At 68.7% G+C, this 20,246-nt stretch carries 17 protein-coding genes; 9 read left to right on the top strand and 8 right to left on the bottom strand.

Annotation, left to right across the window (positions count from 1 at the left end; translation table 11 throughout):
- The first annotated feature begins 55 nt into the window (after window positions 1–55).
- Genes ACSFA0_RS10340 through ACSFA0_RS10330 form a run of 3 tightly spaced genes read left to right on the top strand, consistent with a single transcriptional unit; the run spans window position 56 to window position 2,163 of the window.
- On the top strand, window positions 56–313 hold the full coding sequence (locus ACSFA0_RS10340; RefSeq protein WP_435450092.1) for a hypothetical protein: 258 nt from the start codon (window positions 56–58) through the stop codon (window positions 311–313).
- 36 nt (window positions 314–349) lie between these two features.
- Window positions 350–910: a hypothetical protein gene (locus ACSFA0_RS10335; RefSeq protein ID WP_435450091.1), complete on the top strand. Its 561-nt coding sequence runs from the start codon at window positions 350–352 to the stop codon at window positions 908–910.
- Window positions 907–2,163 carry a PrsW family intramembrane metalloprotease gene (locus ACSFA0_RS10330; RefSeq protein WP_435450090.1) on the top strand — a complete coding sequence of 419 codons (1,257 nt, stop codon included), beginning with the start codon at window positions 907–909 and terminating at the stop codon, window positions 2,161–2,163. The genes ACSFA0_RS10335 and ACSFA0_RS10330 overlap by 4 nt, the downstream gene beginning before the upstream one ends.
- On the opposite strand, the gene ACSFA0_RS10325 is transcribed toward ACSFA0_RS10330, so the two are convergent.
- Window positions 2,090–4,033 (bottom strand): DNA/RNA non-specific endonuclease, encoded by a 1,944-nt coding sequence (locus ACSFA0_RS10325; protein WP_435450089.1) that lies wholly within the window; start codon window positions 4,031–4,033, stop codon window positions 2,090–2,092. The genes ACSFA0_RS10330 and ACSFA0_RS10325 overlap by 74 nt on opposite strands.
- A 46-nt stretch (window positions 4,034–4,079) precedes the next feature.
- Window positions 4,080–7,586 carry a patatin-like phospholipase family protein gene (locus tag ACSFA0_RS10320; RefSeq protein ID WP_435450088.1) on the bottom strand — a complete coding sequence of 1,169 codons (3,507 nt, stop codon included), beginning with the start codon at window positions 7,584–7,586 and terminating at the stop codon, window positions 4,080–4,082.
- Between the two features lie 131 nt (window positions 7,587–7,717).
- Between ACSFA0_RS10320 and ACSFA0_RS10315 the strand changes: the two genes are divergently transcribed.
- Window positions 7,718–8,815, top strand: a complete 1,098-nt coding sequence (locus ACSFA0_RS10315) for an MBL fold metallo-hydrolase (protein WP_435450087.1) — start codon at window positions 7,718–7,720, stop codon at window positions 8,813–8,815.
- Here ACSFA0_RS10315 and opgC read toward each other — a convergent pair.
- The 6 genes from opgC to ACSFA0_RS10285 all read right to left on the bottom strand — a co-directional run bounded on the left by opgC (window position 8,812) and on the right by ACSFA0_RS10285 (window position 16,004).
- Window positions 8,812–9,981: an OpgC domain-containing protein gene (gene opgC, locus ACSFA0_RS10310; protein ID WP_435450086.1), complete on the bottom strand. Its 1,170-nt coding sequence runs from the start codon at window positions 9,979–9,981 to the stop codon at window positions 8,812–8,814. The genes ACSFA0_RS10315 and opgC overlap by 4 nt on opposite strands.
- Before the next feature lie 168 nt (window positions 9,982–10,149).
- On the bottom strand, window positions 10,150–10,467 hold the full coding sequence (locus tag ACSFA0_RS10305; RefSeq protein ID WP_435450085.1) for a hypothetical protein: 318 nt from the start codon (window positions 10,465–10,467) through the stop codon (window positions 10,150–10,152).
- A gap of 80 nt (window positions 10,468–10,547) precedes the next feature.
- Window positions 10,548–10,736 carry a hypothetical protein gene (locus tag ACSFA0_RS10300; RefSeq protein ID WP_435450084.1) on the bottom strand — a complete coding sequence of 63 codons (189 nt, stop codon included), beginning with the start codon at window positions 10,734–10,736 and terminating at the stop codon, window positions 10,548–10,550.
- A 16-nt stretch (window positions 10,737–10,752) separates the two neighbouring features.
- The gene (gene parC / locus ACSFA0_RS10295) at window positions 10,753–13,137 is read right to left on the bottom strand and encodes a DNA topoisomerase IV subunit A (RefSeq protein ID WP_435450083.1); all 2,385 of its coding nucleotides are present in this window, start codon (window positions 13,135–13,137) and stop codon (window positions 10,753–10,755) included.
- Between the two features lie 34 nt (window positions 13,138–13,171).
- A complete protein-coding gene (locus ACSFA0_RS10290; protein ID WP_435450082.1) occupies window positions 13,172–13,987 on the bottom strand; it encodes a lytic transglycosylase domain-containing protein in 816 nt (271 codons plus the stop codon).
- 40 nt (window positions 13,988–14,027) lie between these two features.
- Complete coding sequence (locus tag ACSFA0_RS10285) at window positions 14,028–16,004, bottom strand: DNA topoisomerase IV subunit B (RefSeq protein ID WP_435450081.1); 1,977 nt, start codon at window positions 16,002–16,004, stop codon at window positions 14,028–14,030.
- 157 nt (window positions 16,005–16,161) lie between these two features.
- Between ACSFA0_RS10285 and ACSFA0_RS10280 the strand changes: the two genes are divergently transcribed.
- The 5 genes from ACSFA0_RS10280 to bamC all read left to right on the top strand — a co-directional run bounded on the left by ACSFA0_RS10280 (window position 16,162) and on the right by bamC (window position 20,235).
- A complete protein-coding gene (locus ACSFA0_RS10280; RefSeq protein ID WP_435450080.1) occupies window positions 16,162–17,385 on the top strand; it encodes an MFS transporter in 1,224 nt (407 codons plus the stop codon).
- Between the two features lie 4 nt (window positions 17,386–17,389).
- Entirely contained in the window at window positions 17,390–17,530 is a 141-nt protein-coding gene (locus tag ACSFA0_RS10275) for a hypothetical protein (protein ID WP_435450079.1), read from the top strand.
- A gap of 8 nt (window positions 17,531–17,538) precedes the next feature.
- Complete coding sequence (locus ACSFA0_RS10270) at window positions 17,539–18,105, top strand: class I SAM-dependent methyltransferase (RefSeq protein WP_435450944.1); 567 nt, start codon at window positions 17,539–17,541, stop codon at window positions 18,103–18,105.
- A 1-nt stretch (window position 18,106) separates the two neighbouring features.
- Window positions 18,107–19,033, top strand: coding sequence for a 4-hydroxy-tetrahydrodipicolinate synthase (gene dapA / locus ACSFA0_RS10265; RefSeq protein WP_435450078.1), 927 nt, complete (start codon window positions 18,107–18,109; stop codon window positions 19,031–19,033).
- A gap of 113 nt (window positions 19,034–19,146) precedes the next feature.
- A complete protein-coding gene (gene bamC / locus ACSFA0_RS10260; protein WP_435450077.1) occupies window positions 19,147–20,235 on the top strand; it encodes an outer membrane protein assembly factor BamC in 1,089 nt (362 codons plus the stop codon).
- The last annotated feature ends 11 nt before the right edge of the window (window positions 20,236–20,246 follow it).

Raw genomic sequence — 20,246 nt, 5'->3', positions numbered from 1 at the left:
GCGCGGTGTAGAGTCGCCGCACACCCACACCACGTCGCCCGCGCGGCTTCGACCCATGGCAACCACCAGCTACGAGATCAACCTGGTTTTCGACGGCGCGGCCGACGCGCTGTTCCACCAGGAAGGCATGAAGTCGCATTCCATGACCACGGCGAGTTACCCGACCATTCCCGCGATCGGCGACTGCATCTGCTGGGACTGGATCGCCGGTGGCCAGCGGCTCGAGGTCGTCGACCGCACCTTCATCTGGGCCTCGCCCGACAAGCTGTTCGTCGAGCTGCGCCTCGACCTCCCGCACCGGACCACGCCCTAGCACGCGCCGCCAGCCCCGGCGCGACGCCCCGAGACCATGCATGCGCCCTCGCGCCGCATCCCCTATCGCACCTGGCCCGGTGCGCTGGGCATCGTGCTGGCCATCGGCGGCTATGTCGGTGGCCTCACGCTGTGGGACCGTCACACGCCCGGCAGCCGGCCACTGGCGCCGGGCGAGACGTTGACGGTCGGCCCGGCGCGCTTCGTCCCCGAGCCCGGGTGGCAGATGGACCTGGCCCGCTCGAAGTCGAGCAACACATTGACGCTCTTCAAGGGCAGCCACAAGTTCCAGGTGAGCACGGCGTCGTGGGAAGGCGGGCCGAATGGGCCGATGGCGCGTCAGCTTCGGCTGATGGAGCGCGGCCAGGGGCTGCGCATCGACGGCGACGTCTCCGACTTCATCAACGGCTGGGGCATGCAGGGCGTGACCTTCGCCTACTACGGGCCGAAGCTGGCGGGCCGGCTGTGGCAGGTGGTCGACCTGCGGCGCAAGGCGGTCGTGCGGGTCGACTTCTATGGCGCCAACGATGGCCTGAGCGATTCGATCGACGATGCGCGCCGCATGCTCGACTCGATGGACCTGGGCGCGCCGCTGTGACCCCGACCGCCTTCGACCCCGTACAGGCCACCTGGCCCGTCGGCACCGACTCGTTCATCCAACCGCGGCGCGTGGCCTTCTGGCTGCTGGTGGTGCTGATCGTCAACGGCCTGTTCTACACCGCTCAGATTTTCTCGACAGGGTTCCGCGTGGTGCCCATCACCGCCTTCCTCGGACTCGTGGTCTGGGGGCTGTACGCCCTCGCCTTCGTGCTGGCGTTCCGCGCGCTGGACCTGCTCGAACAGCACTCGCCGGGCGCCTTCATTCTGGCCTTCGCGTGGGGCGGTTTCGGTGCGGTGTTCTTCGCGGCGCCAGCCAACGTCGCCATCCAGAACCTGTGCGCCAAGCTGGTGTCGCCGGAATTCGCGGGGGTGTGGGGGCCGGCCATCGCGGGGCCGGTCACGGAGGAGTTCCTCAAGCTCGCGGGCGTGGTGCTGCTTGTGCTGGTGGCGCGCACGCAGTTCCAGACCACGCTGTCGGTGCTGATCGTCGGCGCCATGACGGGGCTGGGCTTCCAGGTGATCGAGAACCTCAGCGACACCGTCACCAGTTCGCTCAACTTCCCGCGCGAAAGCCAGGTGGCGCCGGTGCTGCTGAACCTGCTGACGCGCGGCGTGCTCAGCGGGCTGTGGACGCATGCGGCCTACACGACCATCGCGTCTTTCGGCGTCGCGTGGTTCCTGCTGCATCCGCAGCGGCCGATGGCGGCGCGGCTCGCGGCCGTCGTCGGCTGCTTCGCGCTGGCGTGGGCGATGCACTTCGTGTGGAACTCGCCGCTGCTGGAAGACCGCTTCGGCAACGGCTACGGCGACCTGGCGGCGCTGCTGGTCGTCAAGGGCATCCCGGCGATGACCGCGGCCTGGCTGCTGTGGCGCGTGGCCGCGCGCGAGAACGGCACGTACCTGCATGGCCTGGCCGCCTACTTCTTTCCCGAGCGCCACCTGATCGCGGACGACGAATGGGTGCGCCTCGGTGCGCCGCTGCAGCGCCTGCAGGCGCGCCGCGCCATCGGCCAGACCTTCGGCCGACGGGCGCGCCGCCTGAAGACGCAGCTGCAGCGCGAACAGCTGCGGATGATCCGCAAGGCGGCGACCCATGGCCGCGGGCCGCAGACGGCGGGCCATGAGCGGGCCGTGCGTCGGCTTCGCGCCGAGCTGGAGGCGCAGGTCGGTACGGACGCTACGCGAAGTAGTCCGCCGGACCGGCGAGCAGCTTCAACGCCGGCGAGTCGTCCAACTGCTGAACCACGCTGAACGGGCTCTCTCGCTTGTGCAGCGCCTTCGCAAAGCGCACGCCGGTGCGCGCCTCGAGGTCGCGCAGCGTGATGCGCGCCCACACCCAGTCTTCGAGGTCGAGCGAGAGCGACTCCGGCGTGATCAGCGGCGCCACCAAGTGCTTCTGCGTGAGCAGGAAGCCGTAGACCTTGTCCTTCTTGTCAACGTCATCGACAAAGGCCGCCACCTTCCAGAACTCGTCGGGCACACGACAGCTCTCTCCGTTTTGCGTGAAGGTGCGGTCCTTCTTGCCGAACACCGGGCCGGCCAACAGCGCAATCCGCAGGTCACGCGGCGCCTCGGTGTCCAGCAGCGTGTTTTCCAGGCGACCCCAGACGCCGCCTTTAGGGTCGGCGCTCTTGTTGGTGCTCTCGTTGAAGGCCTCGTGCTGCGGCACGATATTGCTGTAGAAGCTGCTGTCGAAGTTGCCCTGCCGCGCCTCTTCCGACGGGCCCCAGCAGAGGTCGGCGCGCCGCGCGATGTGGCCCTTGTCGAAGGGGTTCCGCACATAGATCGCGTCGGTCAGCTGGAAGTCCTCCAGGTCGCCGCGCCGGTCGGCGCGAAAGCCGGTCCGCTGGATGCGCTTGAAGCCGTTGCCGTCGATGTTCCAGGCCACGCACAGCGGGTACTTGCGCGTTCGGCTGAGCCAGACCGAGAAGTGGCAGTAGCGCAGCTCGGCCTCGTCGTCGAGCATGGCGAGGTCCTTGCGGCGGCTCGCGGTGAAGGTGGGCACCGGCACGGCGAAGCCGGTGAAGCGCGGGTCATAGCCGGTGCGCAGGGCCTCCTCATCGGTCGCTGCTTCTGCGGCCAGCGAAGTCGTGAAGGCGCCAACGGGCTCGACGTCCAGCGCGGTCATCACCGATTTGGCGTAGCAGGCCAGCGCGAATTCGGCGGCCGTGCCTTCTGCATCGCCCGCGAAGTGAAGCCCCAACATCACACCGGTCGGCTTGCCGCGCGCGAGCGCGAGCCAGGCCGCGCCCGAATCGCCGCCGCGCGAGATCTCGCGCTCCGGCGGCACCGCGTCCTCGTCGATGCCGATCTCGAAGCCACCCACCACCGCCGACACGCCGTCGGGGTAGCTCATCTTGGTATTGACCTCGATGCGCACCACGCGGCCGCGCGTGACCGCAGTGGTGCGACCGCTCTTGACGACACGGTCGCCGATCTCCGCGTCGGCAATGCTGTCGACCGACACGCCGAGCCCCATCACTTCACCGGATAACGCACGCCCGAAGACCGAGGCGATGGCGCAGTCGCCGGCCGGGCCGAGATGGCTGCGCAGCAGCGTGCCCATGATGTTGCGGTCGACGCGGTTGTCGTCGTGTTGGCCGGGCTGCACGATGTCGGCGCCGACCTGCGCCTGCCCGCCGTGCAGCACATGCCAGTTCGACAGCAGCACGACGGCGCCGCTCGTGCGGTCGCGCACGAAAGCGCCGATGGTGCCGGCCGTCGTGAAGCGGTTGCCCACGCTGAGGCCGGGCACGACGGTGTCGGCATGCACCTTGCGCGGGTCCTTGGCCTCGATCTGCACGGCGATATAGCTGGGCTTGTAGCTGCGCTCGATGACATCCGTCGGCACCGCGACGCCGTCGATCTCGATGTGCGTGGGAATCGGCGTGCTGCCGATGCCTTCGACCTGCTCGGGCGCGACCTTGCTGTTGACAGTGAACTGGATCGCCAGTGCGCCATCGGCCTTGCCCGCGGTCTGCTTGCGGCCGATACCGACACTGGAGATGTTCGGGTCTGCCAGCAGTTGGGCGGCCTTGGTGCGCACGTAAGTGCGCATCTTGTCGAGCAGTTGTCGTTGTTGCGTCGTGCGCGCGGTTGCAGCGGTCTTTTTCGTCGCCATCGGAAAGCTCCAGGTTCGTTCGGCGTACCGGGTGGTGCCGCGGCGTTCAGGACGCGGGCGAGAAAGAGGGCGAGGACGCCGTCGGCCGCGGCAGCCAAACCTCGACCGTGCGCGGCTGCGCCTTCAGACGCGCAGGCAACGGCATCACGTCCCACGCCCCGCCCGGTGCCGCCGCCGTGGCCCCGAGCGCTTCGGCACAGGCTCGCATCCCTTCGCCGTAGATCAGGGTCGGCCGGGGGTGCCCCGCAGGGGGCGAACGACCGGCCTTGCGCGAACTCGCCAGCACGTCCTCGACCGCCGGCACGTTGGCACCGAGCCCTTGCCACGGCGCGCGAAAGCTGTTGGCCACGCTCAGCGATTCGGGGCCGAAGACCTGGATGTAGACCGTGGCGTTGGCGCAGGCGGTGCGGCTCACGGCCGTCGGCCGCGCCGGTGCGGCGGCACCGCTCGTGGGTGGCGCGGTGGACGACGCGTCCGGAGCAGCGCCGGTCATGGGCGGTGGCGGCACGGGCGCGCTGTAGGGCGGGGTCGGCGACGCCGTCGACGCGGCGACGGCGGCGCCGGTGGCCGAAGGCGCCCCCATGCAGTTCTCCAGCGCCGGCACGCTGCCGGTGTAGTCGCGTGCCCAGTAGCGTGGCGTGCAGGCGGGCGCGCCGGCGGGCTGCAGGCAATCGATGCCGTTGTTGGCGTCGAGCAGCCGGGTGCACGCCGGGTTCGGGCTCAGGCCTGACGCGCCGCCGGTGGCAGGCGCATTCGCCAAGGCGATCCGGCAGGCGGCCTTGGCGTCGTCGACGATGCTCACCGACAGTTTGAAATTGGCCATGAAGTTGTCGGCGCCCTGCCGGCACAGCAGTTCGCCGGTGCGCAGCAGTTCGGCCGCGAGCGAGGCCGGCGCCTCGCCGGGCGGTGCGTCCACACGCAGGCGCGACCAGCGCTCGCTCAGGTCCTTGAAGGCCACGCCTTCGGCCGCGCGCTTCTCGGCCACCTGCGTGCGCCAGCTGTCGATGCCCTGCCAGGCCGCAACCCCGAGCGTGGCCGCGGTGCCGAAGCCGATGGAGGCCGTGACGGCGCCTGCCTTCAGCACGCGGGCCTGCAGGCGGCTCATGGTGGCGGCGGCAGTGGCCGTGCCTTGGGTCGTCGGCGTCTGCACCGGCTGGCCGTCGTCGGCCTCGAACAGGCCCTGCGTGCCCTGCACGATGCGCGCGAGCAGGCCACCGTCGATGCGCTGTCCGATCTCGCTGCCCAGGCGGAAGTAGCTTTCCCACTGCGCCTCGTCGAAGAACTGGTCGGTGGTCGGCTGCTGCGGGAACAGCGGGTGGGCCGCCTTGAAGTTGACGAGGTCGACCGGCAGCGACGCCGACACGTTCGGCTTGACCCACACGATGTGGCCGTGCAGCCCGCTCGCGTAGTCGACGCGCGCCAGCGCCAGGCAGGCCTGGCTGCTCGGCGAGGCCAGGTCGTTGAGCGAACCGAAGAGCCCGCTGTAGGGCCAGGCGGCGTCGCAGCAGGGCTTGAGGAAGAGGATGTCGGCGTTGAGGTCGATGCGCGCACGGCGGATCAGGATCTCGAGGTCGGTGAAGCGGTAGTCGGGGTCGGCGCCGCAGTCGGCCACCACGATCAGCTCGGCCTCCTGCCGCAGCAGCGCGTAGGCGGCGGTGTTCTCGAAGTGGCCGCCGTCGCTGAGGTACCAGTTGGCCGAGCCGCTGCCGGGGAAGGCGCCGAAGCATTCGAACAGCAGAAAGCGCGTCTTCATCAGCACCTTGCTCACGCGCGTCGCCGCGCCGGGCTGCAGCAGGCCGGCGCGCTCGCTGTTCCACCAGTAGCCCAGACGCAGGCCGGCGAACACCGACAAGGCCGCGATGCCACGCTTGGTGAGTCGCCCCAGCCCGGGCGCGAAGGCCGCGCCCGAGATGGCGGCCCACGCGCCGAGCGTGAGCGCGTCGTCGCCCTGCGCGCGCGTCCACGGCCCGCCCACGGCCTGCATCCAGCCGCGCGGGCCGATGGTCAGCGGCAGGCTGCGGCGGTCGCGGTTGAAGAGCTTCTGCTTGGGGTCGTGCGTCTGGTTGATGCACACGTTGATCAGGTGCACCGGCCCGCCCTGGTGGTGCGGTGCGTAGTCGCGCTGCGGCAAGTCGTCGCCCGGATCGACCTGGCCCACCGGCACCTCGGGCGGCGTCAGGCCCAACACATCGCCCATCGGATCGCCGCCGAGCCGGTGCGCATTGGCCGCACCCAGGTAGCCGCGCACGATGCGCGCCTTGTAGAACATGTGCAGCGACGACAGGTTGAGGAAGGCGAAGTGCGGCCCGGTGACCAGCGCGTAGGTGCCGACGATGACGCCGATGGTGCCCAGCCACACCCAGCCCCGCACGAAGTCCAGCCCCACGTCGGGCCGGAACACCGGCAGCAGCACGCCGGCGTAGAGCACGCCGATCCACCACGCGGCCAGGCAGAACGCGACGAGCAGGCCGAGCACGCTGGCCAGCGTCATGAGAAGCTGCTTGCCGAGGCCGGGCATCTCGCGCTTGCTGCCGAAGAAGCTGGGCAGCACGCCACGCAACGCGGCTGCGGCCACCAACAGCACGGCGCCGTACGACGCACGGTTCTCGCGCGTCTCGGCCGCGAGCCACCAGGCCAGGCGGTCGAGCAGGCCGAGCAGCGCGATCGCCAGCACCGCCTGCAGCGTGCGGGCCAGCGCATCGGTGAGTTCGTTGCGCAGCGTGGCGGCGTCGCGGCTTCGACCGCGCCACATCACCCAGCCAAGGCCCACGACCCACGCGATGCAGAACGCGATGAAGGCCGGCGCCAGCCACAGCGGACCACCGAAGTCCTGCTCGAAGGTCGGCTGGAACCACCGCGCCGCCACGCCCAGCACGCACCACATCGCCAGGTTGCCGAGCAGGTGACGCCAGGCACGCCGGTCGCGCACCGACCAGTAGGCGCAGGCCACCACGATCGACAGTGCCCAGGGCACCAGCGCCAGCAGCCACAGTGTCGGCAGGCCGGTCGCGATCTGCAGCCAGCGTGGCGGCGCCTGCGCATTGCCCAGGTCGATCCACGCCACCGCTGCGCCCCATGCGCCGAGGTTGGCTGCGGCCAGCACCAGCCCGATGAGCGTGGCCGCGATGGCGATCTCGATGTGCGTGCCGAGCAGGTTGCGCAGGAACAGCGCGACGGCGAAGAAGGTGTCGCGCATCCCGCCGGGGATCAGGTAGCGGCCGTTGCCGCGCAGCCACCAGCCGAAGCGCACCTTGTCGACCTCGGCGAAGGCACCCTCCACGGCGCGCACGTCGTCGGGCGTGGTCGCGCGGCTGCACAGCCGGCCCAGGGTCGAGCCGATGTAGCCGCCGCCCGAGACCGTCGACAGCAGGTCGAAGGCCAGCAGTTGCCGGTGCTGCGCCAGCGCCTTCAGCAGGCCCAGGCAGAAGGTCGCGCTGCGGATGCCGCCGCCCGACAGGGCCAGACCCCATGGGCGCCGCCCGCTGTCCGCAGCATCCGCGCCGTGGAGCGCGCGGCGCCGCTCGTTGACGAGTTCCTTGATGGTGTCGTCCATCCGGCTCCTCTTGGTGAAGGGCGCAATATTTCACGGGGGCCGACGGGGGGCAATGTGGCGAACGGGATAGGCCGGGCGGGCGGGCTCGCTAAGCTCGCGCGCACCTTCACACACCATCGCGGACTTCTTTCATGCCACTGCGCCACCGCCGACTCGCCGCCTGGTTCTTCGCCGGCCTGGCCGGCCTCTTCGCGGTGGGCTGCGCCACCAGCGGCAGCTGCGACGCCAGCCTGGCCGCGTCGCCGCAGTTCGACACCAACTGCCGCTTCCAGAACCCGCCCAACCCGCAGGCGCAACCGTCGCAGAGTGGCTGGAAGATCTGGTCGCGCTTCTTCACGGCCGACAAGACGGGCACGGTGCCCGTCGACCCGATCCCGGTGCGACAGCTCGACCGCGCGGCGCTCGATGCGCTCGACGACAACGCCAACCATGTCGTGCGGCTCGGCCATTCGTCGCACCTGCTCAAGCTGCGTGGCAAGTACTGGCTGATCGACCCGGTGTTCAGCGAACGTGCATCGCCGGTGCAATGGGCCGGGCCGAGGCGCTTCCATGCACCACCGCTGACCCTGGCCGAACTGCCGCCGATCGAAGGCCTGATCCTCTCGCACGACCACTACGACCACCTCGACCTGGCCGCCATCGACGCGCTGCGCGAACGGGTGCAGCGCTACTTCGTGCCGCTGGGCGTCGGGGCACGGCTGCGTGACGCACAGGTCGCATCCGAGCGCATCCAGGAGTTCGACTGGTGGCAACAGGGCCGACACGGCGACGTACAGGTCACGGCCACACCGTCGCAGCATTTCTCGGGCCGCACGCTGTGGGACCGCGACAGCACGCTGTGGGCGTCGTGGGTGATCGAGAGCGGCGGCGAGCGCATCTTCTTCAGCGGCGACTCCGGCTACTTCCCCGGCTTCGCGCAGATCGGTGAACGCTTCGGCGGCTTCGACCTCGCGCTGATGGAGAACGGCGCCTACGACGCCTACTGGCCGTCGGTGCACATGACGCCGGACGAAACGGTGAAGGCCTTTCGAGACCTGCGCGGCAAGCTGCTCTACCTGGTGCACAACAGCACCTTCGACCTCGCCTTCCATACCTGGCAAGACCCGCTCGACCGCGTCGCCGCCATCACCGAACGCGAGAAGATCCCGCTGGCCACGCCGGAGATCGGCGAGGTGCTGACGATCGGCAAGACACGTGTGAATGCGCTGTGGTGGAAGGGGTTGCGCTAGCGGGCGTCCACAGACGCTGCAGTTTGGGCATCACCCGCCTGCGCTTTCACGCGCATCGAGGCACCGCGCGCCTCCCACCGCTGCACCGCACGCGCCACCCCGTACAGCGCCACGAACACGGCCCCGAGGATCAGCAAGTCCGCGCCATAGGGCAATGCGGCATACCCACCGCCGGTGAGCGACACCACGACGAACACGGCGACCAAGTGCGCGCAGAACACCGGCAGCGATGCCGAGCCCATGTCCTCCAGCCAGCGTGGGCGCGGCAGCCGAGCGAGCAGCGGTGGGCCGAAGCGGATCGCGACGATGCACAGGGCGGCGAGGTTCACCAGGCGCAGCGGCCCGAGGCGCCACTTGTCGAACAGCAGGTTCAGCCCCGCGTCCTGGCCGAACGGGGCTTGACCGCCCGGACCGAAGTGGCGCCACACGAAGCACGCCGCAGCGATCGCCACGGCCGTGCCGAGGATCCACCGCGGGAAGACGAAGGGCTGCGCGCCCGGCGCGCTGCGGCTCGCGCCCATCCACATGCCGAAGAACCAGAGGAACTGCCATGAGAAGGTGTCGAAGGAACCGGTCTCGTCGTAGGGCACCGGGATGCGCAGCGCCGTGCTCGTCATCTCGTAGATCCACGGCGTGGTGCCGAACTGCGAGACGGCCCACAGCGTGGCGCTGATGGCGATCGGCCATGACCAGCCATGGCGCATTGCGAAGGCGATGACCCACGGGCTCATCAGCATGAACAGGATGTACATCGGCAGGATGTCGAGGAAGGCCGGCTGGTAGACCAGCAGCAGCGAGAACAGCAGCCCCTCGTGCGGGTTGACGAGGTAGTACCTGATCATCTCCTTGACCGCGGGCTGGTCGAGCTTCAGCCCGATCGCCACGATGACGGTGAAGACGAAAAGCAGCAACGCCGCCTGGCTGAAGTAGATCTTGAGCGCGCGTTGCCAGAAGCCGCTGCGCATGGTGTCGACCCCGCGCGTGTAGCCGATGCGCGCGTAGACCACGCCCGAGACGAAGGCCGACATCAGCACGAAGCCTTCGGCGGCAGAAACGAAGCCGAAGGGCTGGCCGACCGGGTCGGTCAGGCGCGACGGCACGTGCGTGATGGTCATCAACACCAGCATCAGGCCGCGCGCGGCGTCGAGTTCCCAAAGGCGTTTCATGGCGTGCGGTGGACCAGGTGGAGAAGTCGAACCGGGGCGTGTGTCGCCCGTTGCCAGATGGTTGCCTCTGCGATCCGGCCGCTGCGGGTCAGAGACACTGCGCGCACTGACAGCGCACCGAGGTTTCGCACGTCGGCCCTGTCTCACAGGGCCACAGGCGGCGGGCGATCAGCCCTCGTCCGGCCGCATCGGGATGTCGCCGAGCGCCTCGTCGTTGCGCACGTCGCGCGCCGCCTTCATGAGCCCAATCGACAGGCCGTCGCCGTGCCCCGCGAAACCCTTGGCAATGCCCTCGAGCGCCGTCGACAGCGCCAGATCGCCGTCGTCTGCCGCATCCATGCCGATGTTCAGCACGCGGGCGGCCATCTGGCGGTACGTCACGACGCCCGCCTTCTCGAGCACCGCGACCAGGTCAAGGTACAGCGCCAGGTTGAGGTCGAAGGCCAGCTTGGCCGTCACGTCGAGTTTCTCGTCATCGTTGTTCATGGGTGCTCCTGCAGACGCCCATTATTGCCAAGGCCCGCACAGCGCCGCGTCAGAAAGTGGCGACACCTGTACGCCTTGGCTCATTTGCGCGCGCTGCGTTCGCGCGCGCGGCGCACCTGGCGACTTTGCGTGGCGTACTCGGCGGCACGCTGCTGGATCTGCTTCTTCTCGGCGCGCCCCTTGCGAAAGTGGCGGCCGAGAAAGTAGCTGCCGATGCCGGTCGCCACGGCGATGACCAGGCCGATGGTGCTGAAGTCGATGTTGCCCATGGTGTGTGTCGCTCCGTCACTGCACCCGCGTGATCTGCGCCGGCTTGAAGCCCAGGTCGGCGGCCTTGCCCTTGCGGCCGCGTGCCGCCTTGGCGTTGTTGAGCGAACGGATCTCCAGCGTTTCGTCGCGTTCCTTGCCGCCACGGCCGATGCCTTCGATCTTCACGCTGCGCGTGTAGGCCGCGGCACCGGCGAGCGTGTCCTTGGGGTCGAGGTCGATCAGCGTGAGCCCGCGGCCGCCCTTGGGCAGCGCCTTCAGCTCGGTGATGTCGAAGGTCAGGATGCGGCCACCTGTCGATGCACAGGCCACGTGCGTCGCAGCCGGCATCGGCTCGGCGCCGCTGGCGCCACCCACCAGCGACGGGCGGCAGAGCTGCTCGGCCTCGCCCACGTCGATGAAGGCCTTGCCGCCGCGCTGGCGCGACATCATGTTCTCGACCGAGGCGATGAAGCCGTAGCCGCCGGTGTTCGACAGCAGCAGTTGCGCGCCCACCGGGCCCGCGAAGTAATGCGCCACGTGCGTCCCGCTGTCCAGTTCGATCAACGTCGTGACCGGCTGGCCGTCGCCGCGGCCACCCGGCAGCGATGCGACGGGCACCGTGTAGACGCGCACCGTCTTGTCCTTGGCCGTGCCGAAGACCAGCAGCGTGTCGACGCTGCGGCATTCGAAGGCGCCGTAGAGCGTGTCGCCGGACTTGAAGCTGTACTCGGCCGGCGCACCGCCGGCCGCCTTCTCGCTGGCCCAGCCCTTCTGCGTGCGGACCCAGCCCTTCTGCGAGACTATGACGGTCACCGGCTCGTCGACCACCTTCACTTCGGCGACGGCGCGCTTCTCGGCCTGGATCAACGTGCGGCGGGCGTCCTCGAAGGTCTTGGCATCGGCCTCGATCTCCTTGATCAACAGCCGGCGCAGCGTGGCCGGGCTGCCGAGGATGTCTTCCAACTTCTTCTGCTCTTCCTTGAGGCCCTTGAGCTCCTGCTCGATCTTGATGGCTTCCAGCCGCGCCAGTTGGCGCAGGCGGATCTCGAGGATGTCCTCCGCCTGGCGTTCGCTCAGGTTGAAGCGCGCGATCAGCGCGGCCTTCGGGTCGTCCGCCGCGCGGATGATCGCGATCACCTCGTCGATGTTCAGCAGCACGAGCTGCCGGCCTTCGAGGATGTGGATGCGGTCCAGCACCTTGCCCAGGCGGTGCTTGGAGCGCTTCTCGACGGTGAGTTCGCGGAAGGCGATCCACTCGTTGAGCATCTGCCGCATCGACTTCTGCACCGGCTTGCCATCGATGCCGACCATCGTGAGGTTGATCGACGACGAGCTTTCCAGCGAGGTCTGCGCCAACAGCGTGGTGATGAATTCTTCCTGGCTGATGCGCGAGGTCTTGGGTTCGAACACCAGGCGCACCGCGGCGTCCTTGCTCGACTCGTCGCGCACCACGTCGAGCACCGAGAGGATGGCGGCCTTGACCTGCACCTGCTCGGTCGACAAGGCCTTCTTGCCGGCCTTGATCTTCGGGTTGGTCAGCTCCTCGATCTCTTCGAGCACCTTCTGCGTGCTCACGCCCGGCGGCAGTTCGTTGACCACCAGCTGCCACTGGCCGCGGGCGAGGTCCTCGATCTTCCAGCGCGCACGCACCTTGAGCGAGCCGCGGCCCGTGCGGTACGCGTCGGCGATGTCGCTCGGGCTGCTGATGATCTGCGCGCCGCCGGGGTAGTCGGGGCCGGGCACGATCTGCAGCAGCTCTTCGTCGCTCAGCTTGCCGTTGGTCTTGATGAGCGCGACGCAGGCGTCGGCGATCTCTCGCAGGTTGTGGCTCGGGATCTCGGTGGCCAGGCCGACCGCGATGCCGCTCGCGCCGTTGAGCAGCACGAAGGGCAGGCGCGCGGGCAGCAAACGCGGCTCTTCGGTGCTGCCGTCGTAGTTGGGGATGAAGTCGACCGTGCCTTCGTCAATCTCGTCGAGCAACAGGCTGGTGATGCGCGCGAGGCGTGCCTCGGTGTAGCGCATCGCCGCGGCGCCGTCGCCGTCACGGCTGCCGAAGTTGCCCTGGCCATCGACCAGCGGGTATCGCTGCGAAAAATCCTGCGCCATGCGCACCAGCGCGTCGTAGGCGGCCTGGTCGCTGTGCGGGTGGAAGCGGCCGAGCACGTCACCGACCACGCGCGCACTCTTCACCGGCTTGGCGCCGACCGTGCCATTGGTGCCGCCAAAGCCCAGGCCCATGCGCGACATCGAATACAGGATGCGGCGCTGCACCGGCTTCTGGCCGTCGCTCACGTCAGGCAGCGCGCGGCCCTTGACCACGCTGAGCGCGTATTCGAGGTACGCGGTCTGCGCGTAGTCGGCCAGCGTCAGCGCGTTCGGGTCTTCGGGGCTCGGGAGGTCGAGCGTGGGTTGGTCGTCCATGTCTTGTTGGCTTCTCTGACTCTGTCTGTCGGTTCTATTCGGTGGCCGGCGGGGCCGTGTCGGCGCCGGCTTCGGTTGCGGCACGCGGCGCCGCGATTTCCATGCGCACCCGGCCTGGCGCCTGGCCGCGGCCGGTGGTCGTGCCGGGCTTGAGGTAGGCGTAGAGCTGCAGCACGGTCTTCACGTAGTTCTGCGTCTCGCGGTAATTCGGGATCTTGTTGCCGGCGCGCTGCACGGCGCCCTCGCCGGCGTTGTAGGCGGCCAGCGCCAGTTCGATCTGGCCTTCGAACAGGTCGATGAGATGGTCCAGGTAACGGGCACCGGCGGTGATGTTGATGCGCGGGTCGAACAGCTTGGCTTCTTGGGTCTTGCGCTTGTCACCGCGCACGCCATAACGCTCGGCCGTGCCGGGCATCAGCTGCATCAGGCCCAGCGCGCCCTTGGGCGACACGGCCTGCGCATCGAAGCCCGACTCGGTCGCAACCAGCGCCTGCAGCAGCTCGTAGTCGATCGAATGCGTGCGCGCGGCGTCACGCAGCGCGGCCTTGGCCGCCTTGTAGTTGGGCGAGGCCTCGAACAGCGCCAGCAGCGTCTGCGCGGCCGGGGTCACGCTGCCGCCGCTGGCGCCCTTCGGCGCACGTGCGATTCCCAGCGGCGCGATGCCGTCGGCCGTGTCGAACTGCTGGCCGCCCTTGAAGAAGAGCTGGTAGCGCGCGTCGAGCTTCTCAGCGGCGAAGTGGGCCACGCCCTGCGCGTCGACGTAGCCGTAGATGTCGGCGGCCTGCGCGAACACCGGCGCGGCGATCAGCACCAGGCTGGCCAGCAGGGTTCGGAAGCGCAACGCAGACATCATGGGTTCGTTCGGTCGGTCATTGGGTCGAGGACAGGCCTCAGACGTCGATCTCGATGTCGTCGGCGCGGATTTCCATCAGCTCGCGGCGCGCGGCGGCCTCGCCCTTGCCCATCAGCTTGGTGATCTCGCCTTCGGTTTCACCGAAGGCCAGCCGGCCCAGGCCGACCTGCAGCAGGCGGCGCGTGTCTGGATTGAGCGTGGTTTCCCACAATTGTTCCGCACTCATTTCGCCCAGGCCCTTGAAGCGGCTGATGCTCCAGGCGCCTTCCTTGACGCCGTCCTTGCGCAGCTTGTCGAGCGTGGCGACCAATTCGCCCTCGTCCAGCGCATACACCTTCGACGCCGGCTTCTTGCCGCGCGCGGGGGCGTCGACACGGTACAGCGGCGGCTTGGCGACGTAGACGTGACCGGTCTCGATCAGCTTCGGAAAGTGGCGGAAGAACAGCGTGAGCAGCAGCACCTGGATGTGCGAGCCGTCCACGTCGGCATCCGACAGGATGCACACCTTGCCGTAGCGCAGGCCGCTCATGTCGGGCGTGTCGTTGGGGCCGTGCGGGTCGACACCGATCGCCACCGAGATGTCGTGGATTTCGGTGTTGGCGAAGAGCCGGTCGCGCTCGACCTCCCAGGTGTTGAGCACCTTGCCGCGCAGGGGCAGCACCGCCTGCGACTCCTTGTCGCGGCCCATCTTGGCGCTGCCGCCGGCGGAGTCGCCCTCGACCAGGAAGACCTCGTTGTGGCTGATGTCCTTGCTTTCGCAGTCGGTCAGCTTGCCGGGCAGCACGGCCACGCCGGAGCCCTTGCGCTTCTCGACCTTCTGGCCGGCCTTCTGGCGGGTCTGGGCCGCCTTGATGGCGAGCTCGGCCAGCTTCTTGCCGTAGTCGACATGCTGGTTGAGCCACAGCTCGAGCGCCGGGCGCACAAAGCTCGACACCAGGCGCACCGCGTCGCGCGAGTTGAGACGCTCCTTGATCTGGCCCTGGAACTGCGGGTCGAGCACCTTGGCGCTCAGCACATAGCTGGCGCGCGCGAACACGTCTTCGGGTAGCAGCTTCACGCCCTTGGGCAGCAGCGAATGGAATTCGATGAAGCTCTTGACGGCCGTGAACAGGCCGTCGCGCAGACCGCTCTCGTGCGTGCCGCCGGCGCTGGTCGGGATCAGGTTGACGTAGCTCTCGCGCACCGGCTGGCCGTCTTCGGTGAAGGCCACGCACCAGTCGGCGCCCTCGCCTTCGGCGAAGTTGTCGGCGTTCTTGTCGGCATGGCCGGCGCCTTCGAACAGCGGGATGACCGGCTCGCCGTTGAGCGTCTGCATCAGGTAGTCGCGCAGGCCGCCTTTGTAGAGCCAGGTCTGCGCGTCGCCGTTCTTTTCGTTGACCAGCGTGACGCTCACGCCGGGCATCAGCACCGCCTTGCTGCGCAGCAGGTGCGTCAGCTCGTGCATCGGCAGTGTGGCCACTTCGAAGTACTTGGCGTCCGGCCAGGCGCGCACCGTGGTGCCCAGCTTGCGGTCGCCGGTGGTCTGCGGACGGACCTGCAGCGGCTCGATCACGTCGCCGGCCGAGAAGGCCAGCTGGGCCACGGAACCCTCGCGGTACGAGACGACCTCGAGCCGCTTCGACAGCGCGTTGGTCACCGACACGCCCACACCGTGCAGACCGCCCGAGAAGCTGTAGGCGCCGCCCGAGCCCTTGTCGAACTTGCCGCCCGCATGCAGCCGGGTGAAGACCAGTTCGACCACCGGGGCCTGCTCTTCAGGGTGCATGCCGAAGGGAATGCCGCGGCCGTCGTCTTCGATGCCGACCGAACCATCGGCATGCAACGTGACCTTGATCTTCTTGCCGTAGCCGGCCAGCGCCTCGTCGGCGGCGTTGTCGAGCACTTCCTGAATGATGTGCAGCGGGTTGTCGGTCCGGGTGTACATGCCCGGACGCTGCTTGACCGGCTCGAGGCCCTTGAGGACGCGGATCGAGCCTTCGGAGTATTCGGGGAGAGTCTTGGGGGAAGTCGCCATGGGGGCGGATTGTAGTGAGCAACGCGCCGGGGAACTGGATGCTCATACAGTACCCTGCCGATCGATGCGCCGGCGGCATCGGAATGCGGACGAAATTTCAAGAATGCCAGTCGCCCGGGTAACGGCGCTGTCAAGGCCGATTGGCTACAGTCGCCGGATGTCTCCGTCCACCCCCGCCCCACCCTTGTCGCTCAAGCAGGTCCTGATCTGCGGCGCCATGATCGTCACCCTCTCGATGGGCGTGCGCCATGGCTTCGGGCTCTGGCTGCAGCCGATCACCCAGGAGCAGGGCTGGACGCGCCAGACCTTTTCTCTGGCCATCGCCATCCAGAACCTCTCGTGGGGCGTGATGGGCGTGTTCGCCGGCATGCTGGCCGACAAGCTCGGTGCCTTCCGCGTGCTGCTGATCGGCGCGGTCTGCTACGCGCTGGGGTTGGCCGGCATGGCGCTGTCGCCGACGCCGCTGCTCTTCGCGCTGACGGCCGGCGTGCTGATCGGCGCGGCGCAGGCCGGCACGACCTATGCCGTGATCTACGGCGTGATCGGGCGGCAGATTCCCGCGGAGCGGCGCTCGTGGGCCATGGGCGTGGCGGCGGCCGCCGGCTCCTTCGGCCAGTTTCTGATGGTGCCGATCGAGGGCCAGCTCATCGCCCGACTCGGCTGGCACACCGCCCTGCTGGCGCTCGCCGCGGTGGTGCTGCTGATCGTGCCGCTGGCCTTCGGGCTCCGCGAGCCCGCGCGTGTGGCCGCCCCCGGCGCCCGGCGCGAGCAGACCATCGTCCAGGCCGTGATCGAGGCCTTCAAGTACCCCAGCTTCGGCCTGCTGATGGCGGGTTACTTCGTCTGCGGCTTCCAGGTGGTGTTCATCGGCGTGCACATGCCCAGCTACCTCAAGGACAAGGGCCTGTCGCCGGAAGTGGCGAGCTATGCGCTGGCGCTGATCGGGCTGTTCAACGTGTTCGGCACCTACACCGCGGGCACGCTGGGGCAGAAGCTGGCCAAGCGGAAGATCCTGGCGTCCATCTACTTCGGGCGCGCGATCGCCATCTCGCTGTTCCTGATCGTGCCGTTGTCGCCGCTGTCGGTGTACGTGTTCGCGGCGGTGATCGGCTTCCTGTGGCTGTCGACGGTGCCGCCCACCAACGCGCTGATCGCCCAGATCTTCGGCGTGGCCCACCTGTCGATGCTCAGCGGCTTCGTCTTTCTGGGGCACCAGGTCGGCTCCTTCCTGGGCGTGTGGCTGGGCGGCTTTCTGTACGACCGCACGGGCAGTTACGACATCGTCTGGTACATCGCCATCGCGCTGGGCGTGATGGCGGCGCTGGTCAACCTGCCGGTGAAGGAAGGCGCGATCGCCCGGCCCGCGCCTCAACCCGCCTGACGCCATGCACACCCCCGCACGTCATCGCTGGATGCAGGCCGCCGCACTCGTTGTGGGGCTGGCGGTGCTCTCGGGCGTGTTCATGCTCTACACGCAACCCGCCTTCATGGTCACGCTGATCGACCAGGTCTGGAGCTGCTTCTGAGCACCGACCTGCACGGCGCGCTGCAGGCGCCCTCCCCCTGGATCGTGCGCTGGTCGCACCTGGTGCCGCCCGGCGGTGCCGTGCTCGACGTGGCCTGCGGTGCAGGGCGGCACATGCGCTGGTTTGCCGACCGTGGCCACCCGGTCACCGGCGTCGACCGCTCGGAAGACGCGGCGCAGGCCGCCTCGCGCCATGGGCGCGTGCTGCAGGCCGACATCGAGGACGGGCCATGGCCCTTCGACGAGCAGCGCTTCGCGGCGGTCGTCGTCACGAACTACCTCTGGCGCCCGCGTCTGCCCGACATCGTGGCGGCGGTGGCGCCGGGCGGGGTGCTGCTGTACGAAACCTTCGCCGTCGGCAACGAGACGGTCGGCAAGCCTTCGCGGGCCGACTTCCTGCTGCAACCCGGGGAGCTGCTGGCCGCGTGCGCCGGGATGCGGGTGGTGGCCTACGAAGACGGCTTCCTGCCGTCGCCGGAGCGATTCGTGCAGCGCATCGCCGCGGTTCGGCCGGTCGCAGGACTCGGGGGTTCCCCCGAACGGCACCCCCTCGGCGGCCCCGCGCCGGGTCAGTAGAATGCAACCTTTCGTCCCAACCGACAAAGAGACCCCCTTGGAGCAACTCACAGGCAGCATCGTCGCGCTCGCCACGCCGATGCATGAAGACGGCAGCGTCGACTACCCCGCCCTGCGCCGGCTGATCGACTGGCACATCGACGAAGGCACCGACTGCCTGGGCGTGGTCGGCACCACCGGCGAATCCCCCACGGTCGACGTCGAGGAACACTGCGAAATCATCCGCGTGTCGGTCGAGCAGGCCAAGGGCCGCGTGCCCGTCATGGCCGGCTGCGGCGCCAACTCGACCAAGGAAGCGATCGAGCTGGCCAAGTTCGCCAAGGGCGTCGGCGCCGACTCGCAGCTGCAGGTCGTGCCCTACTACAACAAGCCGACGCAAGAAGGCCAGTACCAGCACTTCAAGGCCATCGCCGAAGCAGTGGGCGACCTGCCTGTGGTGCTGTACAACGTGCCGGGCCGCACCGTGGCCGATATGGCGCACGACACCGTGCTGCGCCTGGCGCAGGTGCCCGGCATCATCGGCATCAAGGAAGCGACCGGCAACATCGAGCGGGCCCAGTGGCTGATCCGCGACCTGCCCAAGCACTTCGCCGTCTATTCCGGGGACGACCCCACCGCCGTCGCGCTCATGCTGTGCGGCGGCCAGGGCAACATCAGCGTCACGGCCAACGTCGCGCCGCGCAAGATGCACGAACTGTGCGTGGCGGCCCTCGCCGGCGACGCAGCCACGGCCATGCGCATCCAGTTCGAGCTGATGCCGCTGCACCGCAACCTGTTCGTCGAGCCCAACCCCATTCCGCTGAAGTGGGCGATGGCGCGCCTGGGCCTGTGCGGCGGCGCGCTGCGGCTGCCCCTGACACCACTCGGCGAAGCCAGCCGGCCGGCCGTCGAAGCCGCCCTGCGCGCCACCGGACTGCTCAAGGACTGAGCGGTCCGCCGGGCCCACCGCATCTCGAACGCAACCTTTTGCGCGCGGCCGACTCCGACAGGGCGGCCGATGCGGCCTCGATTGATCGAACCATTCCACCAAGGAAGACGACGTTGAAGAATTTTTCGCGATTCGCACTGCTGGCCCTGATCGCCAGCCTCTCGGCCTGCTCGGCACTCGAGGGCGACAAGATCGACTACAAAAGCGCCGGCAAGGCGCCGACGCTGGAAGTCCCGCCCGACCTGAGCCAGCTGTCGCGTGAGAACCGGTACGCCGTGCCTGGCGGTCCGGTGTCGGCCAACAGCTTCCAAGCCAGCCGGGCCGATGCGCCGAGCATTCCGACCGCCGTTTCGACGCTGGGCGACGTCCGCATGGAACGCGCCGGCAACACCCGCTGGATCGTGGTCAACCGCCCGGCCGACCAGCTCTGGGAACCGGTGCGCGACTTCTGGCAGGAAAACGGCTTCCTCCTGACCACCGACCAGCGCAACCTGGGCATCATGGAAACCGACTGGGCCGAGAACCGCGCCAAGCTGCCGCAGGACATCATCCGCGGCACCCTGGGCAAGCTGATCGATTCGGTCTACTCCACCAGTGAACTCGACCGCTTCCGCACCCGCCTGGAGCGCACGCCCAACGGCACCGAGATCTACGTCAGCCACCGCGGCATGGAAGAGGTCTACAGCAATTCGACGAAGGACCAGACGGTCTGGCAGCCGCGCGCGGCCGACCCGGAGCTCGAAACCGAGTTCCTGCGCCGTCTGATGGTGCGACTGGGCGTGTCGCAGGAGCAGGCCAAGGCACTGACGGCCAGCGCCGCGACCGTCACCGCGGCGAGCAAGGTCGCCACCGTCGACGGCCGCCCGGTGGTGCAGATCCCCGAAGGCTTCGACCGCGCGTGGCGCCGGGTCGGCCTGGCGCTCGACCGCACCGGCTTCACCGTGGAAGACCGCGACCGCAGCGCCGGCACCTACTTCGTGCGCTACGTGACGCCCAACCCCGACAAGAAGGAACCCGGCCTGTTCGCCAAGATGCTGAACTTCGGCAGGGCCGCGAAGGACGAGAGCCCGCTGAAGTACCGCATCCTGGTCAAGAGCCAGGGTGAGGCCAGCACGGTCTCGGTGTTGAACGAAGCCGGCGTGCCCGACACGACCGAGAACGCACAGCGCATCGTCAAGGTCATCGCCGACGACCTGAAGTAAGGGCTGCCCGC

It is taken from the genome of Variovorax restrictus (assembly GCF_051216715.1).
GTDB lineage: Bacteria > Pseudomonadota > Gammaproteobacteria > Burkholderiales > Burkholderiaceae_C > Variovorax.
The sequence above is the reverse complement of the archived record's forward strand: the minus strand, read 5'-3'. Positions and strand labels throughout refer to the sequence as shown.